The following is a 14741-nucleotide window of genomic DNA, read 5'->3' on the forward strand; positions in this document are numbered from 1 at the left end:
TGTCGGTTTCGTGCACATGCCCAGCTGCCCGGTGTGCACGAAACCGACAACTCGTGGTGTTGGAGAGCGCGACTCGCGGTGTTTGGGGGCGCGACTCGCGGGTTGTTGGGTTTGGTTAGCGGGTGGGGGTTTGGTCTTGGCTTGACTGGTTTACCAGGGTTCGCATGGCTTGTTCCGCTGCTTCCGGGGTGTGTGCCGTTACCGCGTCCAGGACCAGGCGGTGGGCGGGGACCGGGTCGGGCGGGTTCGTGTGGTGGACGAACTTGTCGCGTTCCGCCAGGCCGATCGCGATGATCTGGGCGATCTGGGCGAGGAAGTCGTTGTGCGTCGCCAGGAGCAGGTGGCGGTGGAACATGACGTCGGCCGTCACGGCCGACTCCACGTCCTCCGCTGCCGCCATGGCGTCCAGGGCGTCTCCCAGTGCCGCGAGGTCCTCGTCCGTCGCGCGTTCCGCTGCCATGCGGGCCGCCGCGGGTTCGACGATGGCGCGGACCTCGGTCAGCTGGTCGAACAGGACGGGGTCCGGCGCGGACGCGGTGTGCCACCGCATCACGTCCGCGTCCAGCATGTGCCACGACGACCGCGGCCGCACGAACGTGCCGCGTTTCTGCCGCGCGTCGATCATGCCCTTCGCGGTCAGGACCTTCAGCGCCTCCCGCAACGCGGTCAGGCTGACGTCCAGTTCCGCTCGCAGGGTGGGCAGGTCGAGGACCGTTCCCTCCGCGTACTCGTTCGACAGGATGCGGCGGGCCAGGGTCTCCACCGTCTGACCGTGCAGGCCGCGCGGACGGTGCTGGGTCACCCGTGTCACTACCTGACGAGCACGCACGTCGGGGTGCCCGTCGGGTAGCGGACCTGCGCGCCGCCCTCGACCGGGAAGGTCACGATCGCGTCGTCCCGCTGCGCGGCCACGTACACGGTTCCGTCCGCGATCGCGAAGTGCCGCGGCCACGCCCCGCTCGGGTGGTCGGCGAGCGCGACCGGCGTCTCGGCAGCGATGTCGAACTCGGTGATGACGTCCGGGTTGCGGTTCGACAGGTACAGCCGATCGCCGACGATCTCCAGGTGCGCCACCCAGTTCGGCGCCTCGTTCTCCCATGGCTCCTTGGTGGCGGGCACAGTGGCGACCGGAGTGAACAACCCGGGCTGCTCCTCACGCACCACCACAAGAGTGCCGTTGACCTCGCCCACCACGTACGCGACGTCCGTGCCAGGCCTGCGGACCAGCTGGCGCGGCCCAGTGCCGGGCGGCATCGCCGACACGGACAGCGGGTCGAGCTTGCCGTTGTCCATCAGCTCGTAGCTGCGGATCTCGTCGGTGCCGAGGTCGACGACGCTCACGATGCGGTCCCGCACGACCGCCATGTGGACGTGCGCCGCCTCCTGCCGCTGCTTGTGCGGGCCGCGGCCCTCGTGCCTGACGAGATCGGTCTGCCCGGTGATCCGGCCGCTCTCGGCGAGCGCGAACACCGACAGGCTGCCGCTGGAGTAGTTGCTGCACAACAGGTACCGCTCGTCGGCCGACACCACGAGGTGGCAGGGGGCCGCGCCGCCGGAGGAGGTCGCGCCGAGCACCTCGAGGTCCGTCGAGACCGTGGTGATCACGCCGTCGTCCGACTCGTTCGCCGCGTACACGACCGGCGCCGACGGGTGCGCGGTCAGCCACGACGGCGAGAGCATCGGCAGCTCGCGGTCGGGGGTGAGGGTGCCATCCGCCGCACGCCGGAACGTGCTGATCCCGGCCCCGTTTCCCCCGGTGGCCGACGTGTAACTGCCTACCCAGACGTCCATGCGGTTCACCGTATCCCATCGACGGAATATCAACTCATAAATTAGTATTTATCGAGCGTTGGATCGATGGACGGAGCAGGCGACATGACGTGTGCGGTGGTGACGGGTGCCGCGGCCGGAATCGGTGCCGCGACCGTGGCCCGGCTGGCGGCCGACGGCTACGAGGTCGTGGGCGTGGACATCGCCGAGGTGTCGCCGGCCGACCACGTCCACCCGGTCGTCGGTGACGTGTCCGATGAGGACACCTGGCGGCGGGTCGCCGAGACCGCGACCGCGTTCGGCGGGCCGACGGCGTTGGTGAGCAACGCGTACACCCTCACCGTGAAACCGTTGCACGAGCAGGACCGGGCCACGTGGGACCGGCAGCTGGCGGTGAACCTGTCGGCCGCCTACCTCGGGTTCCGGGCCTGCCTGCCGACGCTGCGATCGGCCGTCCTGGTGTCGTCGGTGCACGCGAGGTTCGGTCTGCCCGGCCACCCGGCGTACGCGGCGACCAAGGGCGCGCTCGTGTCGCTCGCCCGGCAGCTCGCGGTGGAGTACGCGCCGGACGTGCGGATCAACGCGGTCCTGCCGGGGCCCGTGCTGACCGCCGCGTGGGACCGCGTCAGCGAACCCGACCGCGCACGCAGTGCCCGCGCGACCCCGGCCGGACGGCTCGGGGACCCGGCAGAGGTCGCGTCGGCGATCGCGTTCCTCCTGTCGGACGCGGCGTCGTTCGTGACCGGCGCCGAACTGCTCGTCGACGGGGGCTGGTCGGCGGCGAAGGACTCGTCCTGAGGGGAAACCGTGAAGATCACGAACATCGAAACGTTCCTGGTGCCGCCGAGATGGCTGTTCCTCAAGGTCTCGACCGACGAGGGGATCGCAGGCTGGGGTGAGCCGGTGGTCGAGGGCCGCGCGGAGAGCGTGCGCGCGGCGGTGCACGAGATGGCCGACCTCGTGCTCGGCCGGGATCCGCTGCGCGTCGAGGACCACTGGCAGGTCCTGCGGCGCGCCGGTTTCTACCGCGGCGGCCCGGTGCTGTCGTCGGCGCTGTCCGGGTTCGACCACGCGCTGTGGGACATCGCGGGCAAGGTGCGGCAGGCACCCGCGCACGAGCTGCTCGGTGGGCCGGTGCGCGACAAGGTGCGGGCGTACTCGTGGGTCGGCGGCGACCGGCCGGAGGGCATTCACGAGGCCGTGTCCGCGCAGGTCGCGGCCGGGTTCACCGCAGTGAAGATGAACATGGCCGGCCCGATGGCCGCGATCGCGTCACCGGGGGAGGCGGCCGCCGCGCTCGACCGGGCCCGTGAGGCACGCGACGCGCTGGGACCCGACCGCGACCTCGCCATCGACTTCCACGGCCGCGTGTCACCCGCGATGGCGCGGCGGCTGGTGCGGCTGCTCGAAGAGGTCCAGCCGATGTTCGTGGAGGAGCCGATCCCGCCGGAGCTGAAGGGGCCCGCGCTCGAGTCGGTGGTGACCGCGTCGACGGTGCCGATCGCGCTCGGCGAGCGGCTGTACTCGCGGTGGGACTTCAAACCCGTGCTCGACGCGGGCGTGGCGGTCGTGCAGCCGGACCCCGCGCACGCGGGCGGGCTCTCGGAGCTGCGGCGGATCGCGGCGCTCGCCGAGGTGTACGGCGCCTCGCTGGCGCCGCACTGTCCACTGGGGCCGATCGCGCTCGCGGCGAGCCTGCAGGTGGCGTTCGCGACGCCGAACTTCCTGATCCAGGAACAGAGTCTCGGCATGCAGTACCACGACGGCGGGGTCGAGCTGCACAGTTACCTGGTCGACACGTCGCCGTTCGCCTTCGTGGACGGACACGTCGCGCGGCCGACCGGTCCCGGCCTGGGCATCGAGATCGACGAGGCCGCCGTGCGTGCGGCGGACGCCGTCGGGCACGCGTGGCGCTCGCCCGTGTGGCGGCACGACGACGGGGGACTGGCCGAGTGGTGACCCGGCTCGACAACGGTGTGGTGCGGCCGGTGTCGTGCTGTCGTTCCGCTACCGGGGCGCGGAGTCGCCGTGGCCCTGAGGAAGTCGGCCGGAAGCTGCCATGCCGACCGGGGTCACCGGGCCGTGCCAGTGGCTGGGCGGGGTGCGTACGTCGGACAGCCACGTGCGCACCTCGGGCCGGTACAGCATGGTGATCACGGCGAACCCGAACGCGATGTTCGTGAGCCCGGCGAGCGCCCCGGTGGCCAGCGACACCAGCCCGCTGGCCGCCGCCAACCCCTCGACGACGATGACCGGGTAACGCGCCCAGGCGTTGCGCAGCACCAGGAACAGCGCGCTCACCGCCAGCACGGCCGACGCGAGCAGCGCGAAGCAGACGACGATGTACAGCGCGCCGGAGTCGGGCCGTCCGCCGAGCGAGTACAGCAGGACCGCGCCACCGAACACGTTGAGAATGATCTGCACGAACAGGATCGCGAGGACCAGCCACAGGTGGTTCGGCAGGGCACGTCTGACCATGCCGCGAACGCTGCCAAAGCCTGCGCACGGGCACAAGTGCGCCCCACGTTGTCCACAGGTGTGCCGGTTGTCCACAGCGGCACCGTTCGCACCCGGTTCTGTCGGTAGCCCCCGGTAGACTGGCATGGCGGGTGGCCCCCGGGAATGGGTGGGGCTTGAGGTTACGTACTGGGCGGCGTGTTTTCGCAGGTCAGAGGGTTGGTGGCCCGGGTTGGCGGGTGCGCGGCGCCTTGCCGGAGCCAGAAATCAGGTGTCGTCACCTAGGACGTTCGCGCGGGCAACGGCATCGGCAGTGCGGGCAGCCCGTCGATGCTGGTCACGTTGTGCGGTTTGTTCGCGCAGTAGGCGGCGAACTCCTCGTCGGTCTTGCGGCCGAAGTGCTGTGCGTGCTGGGTGCGTTCCTCGCGGTAGTCCATGAACGGCACCGCGAAGCCGCAGCTGTCGCTGACCATGACCGCCTCGACGAGGATGATCGCCCGCGCCGCGGGTCCGTCCGCACCCGCGAAGTGCGGGATCAGCTCGGCCCAGCGTGGGTCGTCGCGGAAGATCGGGGTGCCCCGGCCGTGTACGCGCAACACCTTCGGCGGCCCGGTGAAGGCACACCACATCACCGTGACGCGACCGTTCTCCCGCAGGTGGGCGACGGTCTCCGCGTGGCTGCCGCCGAAGTCCAGGTACGCGAGCGAATGCTCACCGAGGACGACGAGCGTCCCCTCCCGCCCCTTCGGAGACAGATTGACATGCCCGTCCGCGGCCAGCGGCGCTGAAGCGACGAAGAAGACCTTCTGCTCTTCGATGAATGCCCGCAGCCGCGGCGTGATCCCCTCGTAGACCTTCCCCATGGCGTCCAACCTACCCGGTGAGCCGGCCGGCTCCGTGGACTCGAAGCCGGCCGGACCGTGACGCTAGTTGGGCCGGTAGCCCGCCCGCCGCAGAGCGTCCGCCATCGCGCCGCCGGCGGGTGCCTGGTTGTTGCGGCGCTGCTGCCCGCCACCGCCACGCTGCTGGCCGCCGCGCTGACCGCCGCCGCGTGGCCCGCGGTCGCGGTCCCTGGGCTGGCGGGGCGTCGAGGTGTCCTCGTCCAACCGCAACGTCAGGGAGATCCGTTTGCGCTGGATGTCGACCTCGAGCACCTTCGCGCGCACGATGTCGCCCGACTTGACCACCTCGCGCGGGTCCTTCACGAAGGTGCGCGACAGCTGCGACACGTGGGCCAGCCCGTCGCAGTGCACGCCGATGTCGATGAACGCGCCGAACGCGGCCACGTTCGTGACCACGCCCTCCAGCACCATCCCGACCTTGAGGTCGTTCAGCGTGTGCACCGCGTCGTTGAAGGACGCCGTCTTGAACGCGGGGCGCGGGTCGCGGCCCGGCTTGTCGAGCTCGGCCAGGATGTCGGTGACGGTCGGCAGGCCGAACTGCTCGTCCACGAACTCGGCGGGGCGCAGCGACTTCAGCGTCTTCGTGTTGCCGATCAGCTCCGCCAGCTCCACGCCGGTCGACGACACGATCCGGCGCACCACCGGGTACGCCTCCGGGTGGACGCTGGACGAGTCCAGGGGGTCCTCGCCGTCGCGGATCCGCAGGAAGCCCGCGCACTGTTCGAACGCCTTCGGGCCCAGCTTCGGCACGTTCTTCAACGCGGACCGCGACCGGAACGGCCCGTTGGCGTCGCGGTGGGCGACGATGCTCGCCGCGAGCGAGCCGCCGATGCCCGACACGCGGGTCAGCAGCGGCACCGACGCCGTGTTCAGGTCGACACCGACGCCGTTCACACAGTCCTCGACCACCGCGTCGAGCGACCGGGACAGCTTGGTCTCGGAGATGTCGTGCTGGTACTGGCCGACGCCGATGGACTTCGGGTCGATCTTCACCAGCTCGGCCAGCGGGTCCTGGAGGCGGCGGGCGATCGACACCGCGCCGCGCAGGGACACGTCCAGGTCCGGCAGTTCCTGCGACGCGTACGCCGACGCCGAGTACACCGACGCGCCCGCCTCGGACACCATCACCTTGGTGAGCTTGAGCTCCGGGCTCTTGGCCAGCAGTTCGGCCGCGAGCTTGTCGGTCTCGCGGGACGCGGTGCCGTTGCCGATCGCGATCAGGTCGACGTTGTGCGCGCGAGCCAGCGCGTGCAGCTTCACGAGCGACTCGTCCCAGCGCTTCGCCGGGGCGTGCGGGTAGATCGTGTCGGTGGCGACCACCTTGCCGGTGGCGTCGACGATCGCGACCTTCACACCCGTGCGCAGACCCGGGTCCAGCCCCATGGTCGCGCGGGTGCCCGCGGGCGCGGCGAGCAGCAGGTCACGCAGGTTGGCGGCGAACACGCGCACCGCCTCGTCCTCGGCCGCCTGCCGCAGGCGGGCACGCAGGTCGACGCCGAGGTGCACGATGACGCGGGTGCGCCACGCCCAGCGGACGGTGTCGGCGAGCCACTTGTCCGCGGGCCTGCCCTGGTCGTCGATGCCGAACCGGGCGGCGATGCGGACCTCGTACTCGGTAGGGCCGGGCGGCTGGTTGTCGTCGCTGTGCGGGTCGAGCACCAGCTCCAGCATCTCCTCCTTCTCCCCGCGGAACATCGCGAGGATCCGGTGCGAGGGGAGCTTGGTGAACGGCTCGGAGAAGTCGAAGTAGTCGGCGAACTTGGCGCCCTCGGTCTCCTTGCCGGCGCGGACCTTGGCGACCAGGCGCCCGTTCTCCCACATGCGCTCGCGCAGCCCGCCGATCAGGTCGGCGTCCTCGCTGAACCGCTCGACCAGGATGTCGCGGGCACCCGCCAGCGCGGCCTGCACGTCCGCGACGCCCTTGTCCGGGTCGACGAACACCGCGGCGGCGGCCTGCGGGTCGGTGTTCGGGTCGCCGAGCAGGCCCTCGGCCAGCGGCTCGAGACCGGCCTCGCGGGCGATCTGGGCCTTGGTGCGGCGCTTCGGCTTGTACGGCAGGTAGATGTCCTCGAGGCGGGCCTTGGAGTCGGCGGCCATGATCTGGCCCGCCAGCTCGTCGGTCAGCTTGCCCTGAGTTTTGATGGAGTCGAGGACGGCGGCGCGGCGCTCCTCCAGCTCACGCAGGTAGCGCAGCCGCTCCTCCAGGGTGCGGAGCTGCGCGTCGTCGAGGGCGCCGGTGACCTCCTTGCGGTACCGCGCGATGAACGGGACCGTCGAGCCGCCGTCGAGCAGCTCAACGGCCGAGCGCACCTGGCGCTCGGCGACGCCGAGTTCCTCGGCGATGCGCAGGAAGACGGAGGGGGGAGTGGCCGTGGCTGTCACGGCGAGCATTCTGCCCCGCACCCCCGACAATGCCGATGGACGGGGGTTGCCTCTGTGCGTGCTCGATCGGTCGCGCATTGCAGTCAGTGACGGAGAACCGCTGAAGTTACGCTGAAAGCGGACTGAGACGCCGGGCACAGTCACTTGCAGTTAGTTGCGTCGATGCGATGATTGTATCGTGCAAGTAACGCCGCTCTCCTCCGTCGAGTCTGTCACCGATCAGGTGATGGACTGCCTTGCGCGGCTGAAGAAGAGCGGAGAGGCGCACATATTGGGTGTCGCCCGAGGACTCGATCTGTCATTCTCCCAGATGCGCGCGCTCTTCGTGCTCGCCGACAGCCAGGGGGAACTGGCTGTTCACGAGCTCGCCGGACTGCTCGGGCTGTCGATGGCGACCGCCGGGCGAGCCGTCCAGGGCCTTGCGAAGGCCGAGATGGTGACGCGCAGGGAGGACGACAACGACCGCAGGGTCAAGCGGGTCCGCCTGTCCGAGCACGGCCGGCAGTTCGTCGGCGGTCTCCTGCAGGCGCACCGCGAGGCTGTACGGGAATGCATCGAGTCGTTGAGCCACCACGAGCGTGAGCAACTTTCACAGGCACTGGCGCCTCTGCTCGCTCGGGGGGAACAGCCCACCACCACACCTGGCTGCTAGAGGGGATAGTTGTGACTGAAGTGCTCCCGCCGACGCCGTCGGCGGCCGGCACGGGCTCGGAGAAGCTCGACCGCAGAGTCCTTTCCATCGCGTCGGTCGTCGTACTCGGCGCGATCATGGCGATGCTCGACATCACCGTGGTCAACGTCGCGATCAACCACCTGATCGACGAGTTCGACACCACGCTGAACACGATCCAGTGGGTGGCCACCGGCTACACGCTGGCACTCGCGACCGTCATTCCGCTGAGTGGGTGGGCGGCGGACCGGTTCGGCACCAAACGGATCTACCTGACCGCGGTCTTCCTGTTCATGGTCGGCTCCGCGCTGGCAGGCATGGCGTGGTCGGTCGAGTCGCTGATCCTGTTCCGGGTTCTGCAGGGTCTCGGCGGCGGCATGCTGATGCCGCTCGGCATGACCATTCTGACCAAGGCGGCCGGTCCCGAGCGGGTCGGCCGCGTGATGTCGGTGATCGGCGTGCCGATGCTGCTCGGCCCGATCGTCGGCCCGATCCTCGGTGGCTGGCTCGTTGACGACGTGTCGTGGCGCTGGATCTTCTTCATCAACGTGCCGGTCGGCATCGTGACGCTGCTGCTCGGCGCCAGGATCCTGGAGAAGGACGAGCCGCGGCCGGCGGAGAAGCTCGACGTGCTCGGCCTGATCCTGCTGTCGCCGGGTCTCGCCGCGCTGATCTACGGCCTCGCGCAGGTCCCGGCGCACGAGGGCTTCGGTCACCCGGAGGTGTACGGGCCCGCGGGCGTCGGCGCGCTGCTGGTCGCCGGGTTCATCTGGCACGCGGGCCGCACGTCCGGTGCGCTGATCGACCTGAAGCTGTTCCGCGACCGGAGCTTCTCCGTCGCCACGGTGACGATGGTCCTGTTCACCGTCGCGTTCTTCGGCTCGATGCTGCTCATGCCGCTGTACTTCCAGCAGGTGCGCGGCGAGGGCGCGTTGTCGGCGGGTCTGCTGCTGGCCCCGCAGGGCATCGGCGCGATGGTGATGATGCCCGCCGCGGGCCTGATCGTGGACAAGTTCGGCTCGGCGCGCATCGCGCAGCTCGGCATCATCGTGATCGTCGGCAGCATGGTGCTGTTCACCCAGTTGGAGGGCGACACCTCGTACTTCGCGATCGGGACCGCGCTGTTCGTGATGGGCCTCGGCATGGGTATGACGATGATGCCGATCATGTCGGCGGCGCTGAAGACGTTGCGGCAGAACGACGTCGCCCGCGCGTCGACGAGCCTGAACATCATCCAGCAGGTGGCCGCGTCGATCGGTACCGCGCTGCTGTCGGTGATCCTGTTCAACGAGACGAAGGACCGGCTGGCGCCGCTGCTCGCGAACGCCCCCGCCGGTGCCGCCCCGGACATGAACGCCAAGATCACCGACCTGCCGGAGCCGATCCGCACGCAGCTCGCGAACCTGATGTCGGAGGCGTACTCGTCCACGTTCGTGTGGGCGCTGGTGCTCCTGGCCGTCGCGTTCGTCCCCGCGCTGTTCCTGCCGCGCGGCAAGGGCACGCCGCCCGCGCCGGAGCAGCCGCACGACGTGCTCCCGGAGGGTGTCGAGCCGCCGCCGATCCTGGACGAGCCCGCGGGCGACCGCCGCTAGTCCACAGTGCACAGGAAGGGCACTTTCGGGGCTGAAACCCTGAAAGTGCCCTTCGTGGTGTCGAGGGCCCTCTACGCTCCCGGCATGGACGAGAAGACCGACGATGTCACAGTGCTCCAGCGTGAGGTGCGGCTCCTGCGGCACCGCGTGCACTACCTCGAAGTCGCTCTCTTCCGCGCGGTGGTGGCCGTCGGCGCGACCGCGCTCGTGTTCGGGTACTTCCTGCCGTTCCTGTCCGCGGCCGAGGAGGGGGGCGGCTCGGACGAGGACGACACCATCGCGCTGATCCCCGCGATCGCCGGTCTCGCGGACGCGGGCGACGGTCCGTTCCGCGGTGAGGCGGCCATGGCCGCGATCGTCGTGGGCGGGTTCGTCCTGGTCATCCTCGTCGCACTGATCGCGCTCCTGCGGTTGTTCCGGGACCGGGTCAGCAGCCGCACCGTGCGGATCGCGCGGATCTGCGGGATCGTCCTGCTCGTCGTGTGCGGGCTGGCGTGGCTGCTGGTGTTCGCCCTCGCCGGTCACACCGAGGGCGAGTCGAGCGCGTTCTCCCCGGCCACCCTGTCGATCACGATCGGTGGCGCCGTGACCCTCCTGGCCACGGCGCTCCACCCTCAGGACTGGCGGGACTGACCTCAGCCCACCGTGAGCGTGGCGACCGCGCCGCGCGCGCCGGACGCCCAGCAACCGCCGTCGCGGGCGCAGTCGACCGAGTCGAAGCTGCCGTCGTGGAACTGGCGCCAGTTCCGGCCGCCGTCGAACGACACGTCGCTGCCGGTCGGGCCGACCGCGATCAGGGCCGTCGGCAGGAACGGGTGGTACGTGACCGCCGAGCGGTAGCCGGCCGGCGCGGTCTCCGGCGCCCGCCACGTCCTGCCGCCGTCGCGGGTCAGCGCCAGCGCGTCGGCGCCGCTCGTCGGGTTCGCGTAGTCGCCGCCGATCGCGATGCCGCCGCGCGGGTTGCGGAACGCCACCGCGAACACGCCCGCGCTCTCGCTGCTCGCCAGCGGTGTCACCGACGCGGTCCACGTGCGGCCGCGGTCCTTCGAGTGCAGCACGCGCGCGACGGTCGAGCCGCCGGTCGCGAGCCACGCGTCCTTACGCCCGGCCACGGTCACGCACTGGCCGCTCGCCGAGAACTGGTACTCGCCGGCCAGCGCGGGCGGCAGGCCCGTCACCCGCGACCACGTGCGCCCACCGTCCGATGTGGTCAGCACGCGGAACTCGCCGTCGACCGGGTCGCCGACCGCGAGCCCGTTGCGGGAGTCCCAGAACGCGAGGCAGTTGTAGAACGCGGCAGGCTCGGTGTTGCGGAACGCCTCCGTCCACGTGCGACCGCCGTCGGCGGTCCGGTAGATCCGCGACGACTCGCCCGCGCCGATCGACAGCGCCACCGCCGTCTTCGCGTCGAACGCCTCGATGTCGCGGAAGTCGAGTTCGGCGGTGCCCGGCGGGCCGACCTGCTCGAAGCGGCGGCCGCCGTCGACCGTTCTGAGCACGGTGCCGCGCTGCCCGGACACCCAGGCGACCTGCCTGCTCACCGCGGACAGCCCGCGGAACTGGGCGTCGGTGCCGGTGGGCAGCGTCTTCCAGGTCGGCGAGGTCGCGCTCGCGCCCGGTGGCGCGGTGAGGAATGCGGCCAGGACCAGCACGGAGATCATCAGCGCACGTTTCATGGGCGGCGACGTTAGCCGGGAATGTCCACCGAGGGAATGACATCAGAACCGGACTCCGGGTGGACGTGCGCCGACGGCGTCTTCAGTACCGTGACTCGCATGGAGGCACAGGTACGGCTGCGACCGCCCGCGAACAGGGTCGACCCGCGGGCGGTGCGGTACTGGATGACGGGGGAGGCGATCTCGAACGGGGTCGTCGCGGTGGTGCTCGGCGTGCTCGCCTTCCTGATCGAACCGGCGAGACCGTGGTTGCTGCTGGCGCTCGGGGTAGCGCTGCTCATCGGCATCCCGTACATGATCGTCATGCCGATCTGGCGGTACCGGGTGCACCGCTGGGAGGTCACCGAGGACGCCGTGTACACCCGCACGGGCTGGCTGTGGCAGGAGTGGCGGATCGCGCCGATGTCGCGCATCCAGACCGTCGACACCCAGCGAGGGCCGCTCGAACAGGCGTACCGGTTATCGAGCGTGACCGTCACGACCGCGTCGGCGGCCGGACCTCTCAAGATCAAGGGGCTCGACCACGAGGTCGCGGCCGACCTGGCGCAGAAGCTGACCGAGGTGACGCAGGCGCACCGCGGGGACGCGACATGACGACCGCGGGCAGCACCGCCGAGAACGGCTGGCAGCAGCTGCACCCGAAGACGATCCACGTCACGGCCGTCACCTTCGGCGGGCTCGCGGTCGGCACGGCCGCGCCGTTCGTGGTCGGGTTCGCGGAGAAGGCCGGGCTGGGGCTGATGCTGCTGATCGCCCTCGGCGGGGTCGTGGTGGTGACCGTCGCCGCGGCGCTCGTCGACCTGATGCGGTGGCGGCACACCAGCTACCGGGTCACCGACGAACGGGTGGAGCTGCGGTACGCGTGGGTGCTGCACAAGATGCGGTCCGTGCCGAGGGACCGGGTGCGGACGGTCGACCTCACGGCGAACCCGCTGCAGCGGGTGTTCGGCGTGGCGCGGGTGAAGATCGGCACCGGCGAACAGACGTCGGAGTCGAGCCACCTGACGCTCGACCCGGTGAGCAAGGCGGAGGCCGAGCTGCTGCGCAGGGAACTGTTGCGCAGAGCGGGAACCGCGACGGCCGAGACACCGGGCGACGAGATCGCCGCGCTGGACTGGAGGTGGATCCGGTACGCGCCGGTGTCGGTGACCACCCCGATCCTCGGCGCGGCCGCGTTCGGCGCGGTCATGCAGGTGTCGGAGTGGTTCAACCTGCAGGGCGCGGTGTTCCGGACGGTGCGCGACCTGTTCGGCGGGCTGTCGGTCGTCGGGTTGATCGCCGTGCTGCTGGTCGCCGCGATCGTGGTCGGCGTGATCGGTTCGCTCGGGTTGTTCGTGGAGATGTGGTACCGCTACTCGCTGCGCCGCGAGGACGGCAACCTGGTGATGTCGCGGGGCCTGCTCAACACCCGGTCGTTGACGTTGGAGCGGCGCAGGTTACGCGGGGTCGAGGTGATCGAGCCGCTGGGCGTGCGCACGATGGGCGCCGCGCGCGTGGACGTGATCGCGACCGGCATGCGGCGGCAGTCCGACGACGAGCGGACCGACCCGAAGACGGTGTTACCCGCGGCGCCGTTCGCGGTCGCGCGCCGGGTGGCGGCCGACGTGCTGGGGTCGGAGGCCGCGACCGCGACGGCGGTCACCGGTCACCCGCGTGCCGCGCTGGGGCGGCGGGTGCGGTGGGCGTTGTACTGCGTGCTCGGGCTGGTGGCCGTGTTCGCCGTGCTGGGCGTCCTGCTGACCGACGTGCTGTTACACCTGGCGTGGATCGCCGCGGTGGTGTGCACGCCGATCGCGCTGTTCCTGGCGTTCGAGGCGTACCGCAACCTCGGGCACGGCCTCGCCGAGGAGCACCTCGTCACCCGCTACGGCGTCGGCTCCCGGCGGACCGCCGCGTTGCTGCGCACCGGCGTGATCGGGTGGACGATCTCGTCGTCGCCGTTCCAGCGTCGCGCGGGCCTGGTGACGATCAGGGCGACGACGGCCGCGAACAAGGGCGCCTACCCGGTGTACGACGTGGGCGTCGACGAGGGGCTGCGGTTCGCGGACGAGGCGGTGCCCGGTCTGCTCAGGCCGTTCCTGGAACGACGGCGGTGATGTCGACCTCGAGGAGGGCACCCGGGCGGAACAGCCGCGACACCTCGACGGTGGTGCTGGTCGGCGCCGACCCGTCCAGGTACCGCGCGCGTACCTCGCCGTACTCGCGCAGCCGTGACAGGTCGGTGAGGTAGGTGCGGATGTTGACCACGTGGGCGAAGGTGGCGCCCCGGTCGGCCAGCAGCGCACCGATGGCGTCGAACACCTGCCGGGTCTGGGCCCGCATGTCGTCACCGCCGACGAGTTCACCGTCGTGGTCGAGCGCGACCTGCCCGGCGAGGACCAGCAGCCGGGCGGTGCCGAGGTCGATCTCGGCGAGGTTCGAGTAGGCCGCGGCGGGCGGCGGCGCGGTCGGGGGATTGTGGAAGGTGACGGTCATGGTCTGCCTCGTGGATCGGCCAGGACACCCAGTTCGGCGTCCGGTGGGGTGGTGTTCAGGCGGGCGAGCGCCGCTGTCGTGAGCGGGCCCGCGTGGTCGCCGAGGAGGGTGAGGTCCTTCGTGGCGAGCGCGGTCGTGAAGTGCGCGCCCTCGCCGCGTGCACGGGTGACGAACTGAGCCATCGGTCCGGCGGCGAGCAGCGTCTCGGCGTCCACGTCGAGCCGCTCCGCCAGCTCGCGGAGTTCGCCGAGCAGGGCGAGGCCGCCGATGAGCGCGGTGTTGACGACCAGCTTCGCGGCCGCCGCGGACCGCGGGTCGGGGAACGGCACGACGGTGCCGAACACCTCGAGGACCTCCCGGACACCGGTCAGGTCACCGCCCGCGAACACGGTCAGCTCACCCGCCCGCGCCTTGCCGACGCTGCCGCCGACGGGTGCAGCGACCAGCCGTCCCGGCACCAGCTCGGCGAGGGCGGCGACGGCGTCCGGCCCGATGGTGGACATCTCGACGAGCACGGTCCCGGGGTCGAGGTCGGCGGCGCGCACGACCTCGTCGACCGCCGCGGGCCCGCGGAGCATCGTGACGACGACCTCCGCGCCCGCGGCCGCCGCCCCAGGACTGTCCGCGCTCGCCGCACCCGGCACGGTGCGTCCGGGACCGCGGTTCCAGGTGGTGACGTGGTGGCCCGCGGTCACGAGCCGGGTCGCCATGGGCAGGCCCATCGTGCCGAGGCCGAGGAACGCGATCTTCACGACACCGAACCTAGAACGAGCCCGCACATGCGACAAGCGAATGATTCGTATGCCAGTGATGACCT

The 14741-nt window shown here is 70.8% G+C and carries 15 protein-coding genes; 7 read left to right on the forward strand and 8 right to left on the reverse strand.

Features of this window, described 5'->3' with window-relative positions; all coding sequences use genetic code 11:
• Nucleotides 1–115: 115 nt before the first annotated feature.
• A complete protein-coding gene (locus tag ACIBVP_RS11505) occupies nucleotides 116–802 on the reverse strand; it encodes a FadR/GntR family transcriptional regulator (RefSeq protein ID WP_396105989.1) in 687 nt (228 codons plus the stop codon).
• 8 nt (nucleotides 803–810) lie between these two features.
• Complete coding sequence (locus ACIBVP_RS11510) at nucleotides 811–1791, reverse strand: lactonase family protein (protein ID WP_396105990.1); 981 nt, start codon at nucleotides 1789–1791, stop codon at nucleotides 811–813.
• Nucleotides 1792–1875: 84 nt separating this feature from the next.
• On the opposite strand from ACIBVP_RS11510, the gene ACIBVP_RS11515 reads away from it, so the two are divergent.
• Nucleotides 1876–2568 carry an SDR family NAD(P)-dependent oxidoreductase gene (locus ACIBVP_RS11515; RefSeq protein ID WP_396106410.1) on the forward strand — a complete coding sequence of 231 codons (693 nt, stop codon included), beginning with the start codon at nucleotides 1876–1878 and terminating at the stop codon, nucleotides 2566–2568.
• A 9-nt stretch (nucleotides 2569–2577) separates the two neighbouring features.
• Nucleotides 2578–3729, forward strand: coding sequence for a galactonate dehydratase (gene dgoD, locus ACIBVP_RS11520; protein WP_396105991.1), 1152 nt, complete (start codon nucleotides 2578–2580; stop codon nucleotides 3727–3729).
• Between the two features lie 48 nt (nucleotides 3730–3777).
• Here dgoD and ACIBVP_RS11525 read toward each other — a convergent pair whose 3' ends face one another.
• The 3 genes from ACIBVP_RS11525 to ACIBVP_RS11535 form a co-directional block, all read right to left on the reverse strand.
• Complete coding sequence (locus ACIBVP_RS11525) at nucleotides 3778–4248, reverse strand: hypothetical protein (RefSeq protein WP_396105992.1); 471 nt, start codon at nucleotides 4246–4248, stop codon at nucleotides 3778–3780.
• A 260-nt stretch (nucleotides 4249–4508) separates the two neighbouring features.
• Nucleotides 4509–5090, reverse strand: coding sequence for a pyridoxamine 5'-phosphate oxidase family protein (locus ACIBVP_RS11530; RefSeq protein WP_396105993.1), 582 nt, complete (start codon nucleotides 5088–5090; stop codon nucleotides 4509–4511).
• A 63-nt stretch (nucleotides 5091–5153) separates the two neighbouring features.
• Nucleotides 5154–7520 (reverse strand): Tex family protein, encoded by a 2367-nt coding sequence (locus ACIBVP_RS11535; protein ID WP_396105994.1) that lies wholly within the window; start codon nucleotides 7518–7520, stop codon nucleotides 5154–5156.
• Between the two features lie 169 nt (nucleotides 7521–7689).
• Here ACIBVP_RS11535 and ACIBVP_RS11540 point away from each other — a divergent pair, with 169 nt between their 5' ends.
• From ACIBVP_RS11540 to ACIBVP_RS11550, 3 genes are all read left to right on the forward strand, one after another.
• The gene (locus ACIBVP_RS11540; RefSeq protein ID WP_396105995.1) at nucleotides 7690–8163 is read left to right on the forward strand and encodes a MarR family winged helix-turn-helix transcriptional regulator; all 474 of its coding nucleotides are present in this window, start codon (nucleotides 7690–7692) and stop codon (nucleotides 8161–8163) included.
• A gap of 11 nt (nucleotides 8164–8174) precedes the next feature.
• Nucleotides 8175–9773, forward strand: a complete 1599-nt coding sequence (locus tag ACIBVP_RS11545; protein ID WP_396105996.1) for a DHA2 family efflux MFS transporter permease subunit — start codon at nucleotides 8175–8177, stop codon at nucleotides 9771–9773.
• Nucleotides 9774–9857: 84 nt separating this feature from the next.
• Nucleotides 9858–10406: a hypothetical protein gene (locus tag ACIBVP_RS11550; protein ID WP_396105997.1), complete on the forward strand. Its 549-nt coding sequence runs from the start codon at nucleotides 9858–9860 to the stop codon at nucleotides 10404–10406.
• 2 nt (nucleotides 10407–10408) lie between these two features.
• Here ACIBVP_RS11550 and ACIBVP_RS11555 read toward each other — a convergent pair whose 3' ends face one another.
• Nucleotides 10409–11449: a YCF48-related protein gene (locus ACIBVP_RS11555; RefSeq protein ID WP_396105998.1), complete on the reverse strand. Its 1041-nt coding sequence runs from the start codon at nucleotides 11447–11449 to the stop codon at nucleotides 10409–10411.
• A 99-nt stretch (nucleotides 11450–11548) separates the two neighbouring features.
• On the opposite strand from ACIBVP_RS11555, the gene ACIBVP_RS11560 reads away from it, so the two are divergent.
• Both ACIBVP_RS11560 and ACIBVP_RS11565 read left to right on the forward strand, forming a co-directional pair.
• Nucleotides 11549–12043 carry a PH domain-containing protein gene (locus tag ACIBVP_RS11560; RefSeq protein ID WP_396105999.1) on the forward strand — a complete coding sequence of 165 codons (495 nt, stop codon included), beginning with the start codon at nucleotides 11549–11551 and terminating at the stop codon, nucleotides 12041–12043.
• Nucleotides 12040–13545, forward strand: coding sequence for a PH domain-containing protein (locus ACIBVP_RS11565; protein WP_396106001.1), 1506 nt, complete (start codon nucleotides 12040–12042; stop codon nucleotides 13543–13545). Before ACIBVP_RS11560 ends, ACIBVP_RS11565 begins: the two co-directional genes overlap by 4 nt.
• Here ACIBVP_RS11565 and ACIBVP_RS11570 read toward each other — a convergent pair.
• Entirely contained in the window at nucleotides 13517–13924 is a 408-nt protein-coding gene (locus ACIBVP_RS11570) for a RidA family protein (RefSeq protein WP_396106002.1), read from the reverse strand. The genes ACIBVP_RS11565 and ACIBVP_RS11570 overlap by 29 nt on opposite strands.
• The gene (locus tag ACIBVP_RS11575) at nucleotides 13921–14676 is read right to left on the reverse strand and encodes an NAD(P)-dependent oxidoreductase (RefSeq protein WP_396106003.1); all 756 of its coding nucleotides are present in this window, start codon (nucleotides 14674–14676) and stop codon (nucleotides 13921–13923) included. Before ACIBVP_RS11575 ends, ACIBVP_RS11570 begins: the two co-directional genes overlap by 4 nt.
• Nucleotides 14677–14741 lie beyond the last annotated feature (65 nt).

Origin of the sequence: Actinophytocola sp. NPDC049390 (assembly GCF_044466355.1) — a bacterium.
Taxonomy (GTDB): Bacteria; Actinomycetota; Actinomycetes; order Mycobacteriales; family Pseudonocardiaceae; genus Actinophytocola.

What these genes read in the sequence shown, in the direction of transcription:
- ACIBVP_RS11510 (WP_396105990.1), bottom strand. Translation starts at nt 1,791, where the DNA reads ATGGACGTCTGGGTAGGCAGTTACACGTCGGCCACCGGGGGAAACGGG.
- ACIBVP_RS11515 (WP_396106410.1), top strand. Translation starts at nt 1,876, where the DNA reads ATGACGTGTGCGGTGGTGACGGGTGCCGCGGCCGGAATCGGTGCCGCG.
- ACIBVP_RS11525 (WP_396105992.1), bottom strand. Translation starts at nt 4,248, where the DNA reads ATGGTCAGACGTGCCCTGCCGAACCACCTGTGGCTGGTCCTCGCGATC.
- ACIBVP_RS11530 (WP_396105993.1), bottom strand. Translation starts at nt 5,090, where the DNA reads ATGGGGAAGGTCTACGAGGGGATCACGCCGCGGCTGCGGGCATTCATC.
- ACIBVP_RS11535 (WP_396105994.1), bottom strand. Translation starts at nt 7,520, where the DNA reads ATGCTCGCCGTGACAGCCACGGCCACTCCCCCCTCCGTCTTCCTGCGC.
- ACIBVP_RS11550 (WP_396105997.1), top strand. Translation starts at nt 9,858, where the DNA reads ATGGACGAGAAGACCGACGATGTCACAGTGCTCCAGCGTGAGGTGCGG.
- ACIBVP_RS11555 (WP_396105998.1), bottom strand. Translation starts at nt 11,449, where the DNA reads ATGAAACGTGCGCTGATGATCTCCGTGCTGGTCCTGGCCGCATTCCTC.
- ACIBVP_RS11560 (WP_396105999.1), top strand. Translation starts at nt 11,549, where the DNA reads ATGGAGGCACAGGTACGGCTGCGACCGCCCGCGAACAGGGTCGACCCG.
- ACIBVP_RS11565 (WP_396106001.1), top strand. Translation starts at nt 12,040, where the DNA reads ATGACGACCGCGGGCAGCACCGCCGAGAACGGCTGGCAGCAGCTGCAC.
- ACIBVP_RS11570 (WP_396106002.1), bottom strand. Translation starts at nt 13,924, where the DNA reads ATGACCGTCACCTTCCACAATCCCCCGACCGCGCCGCCGCCCGCCGCG.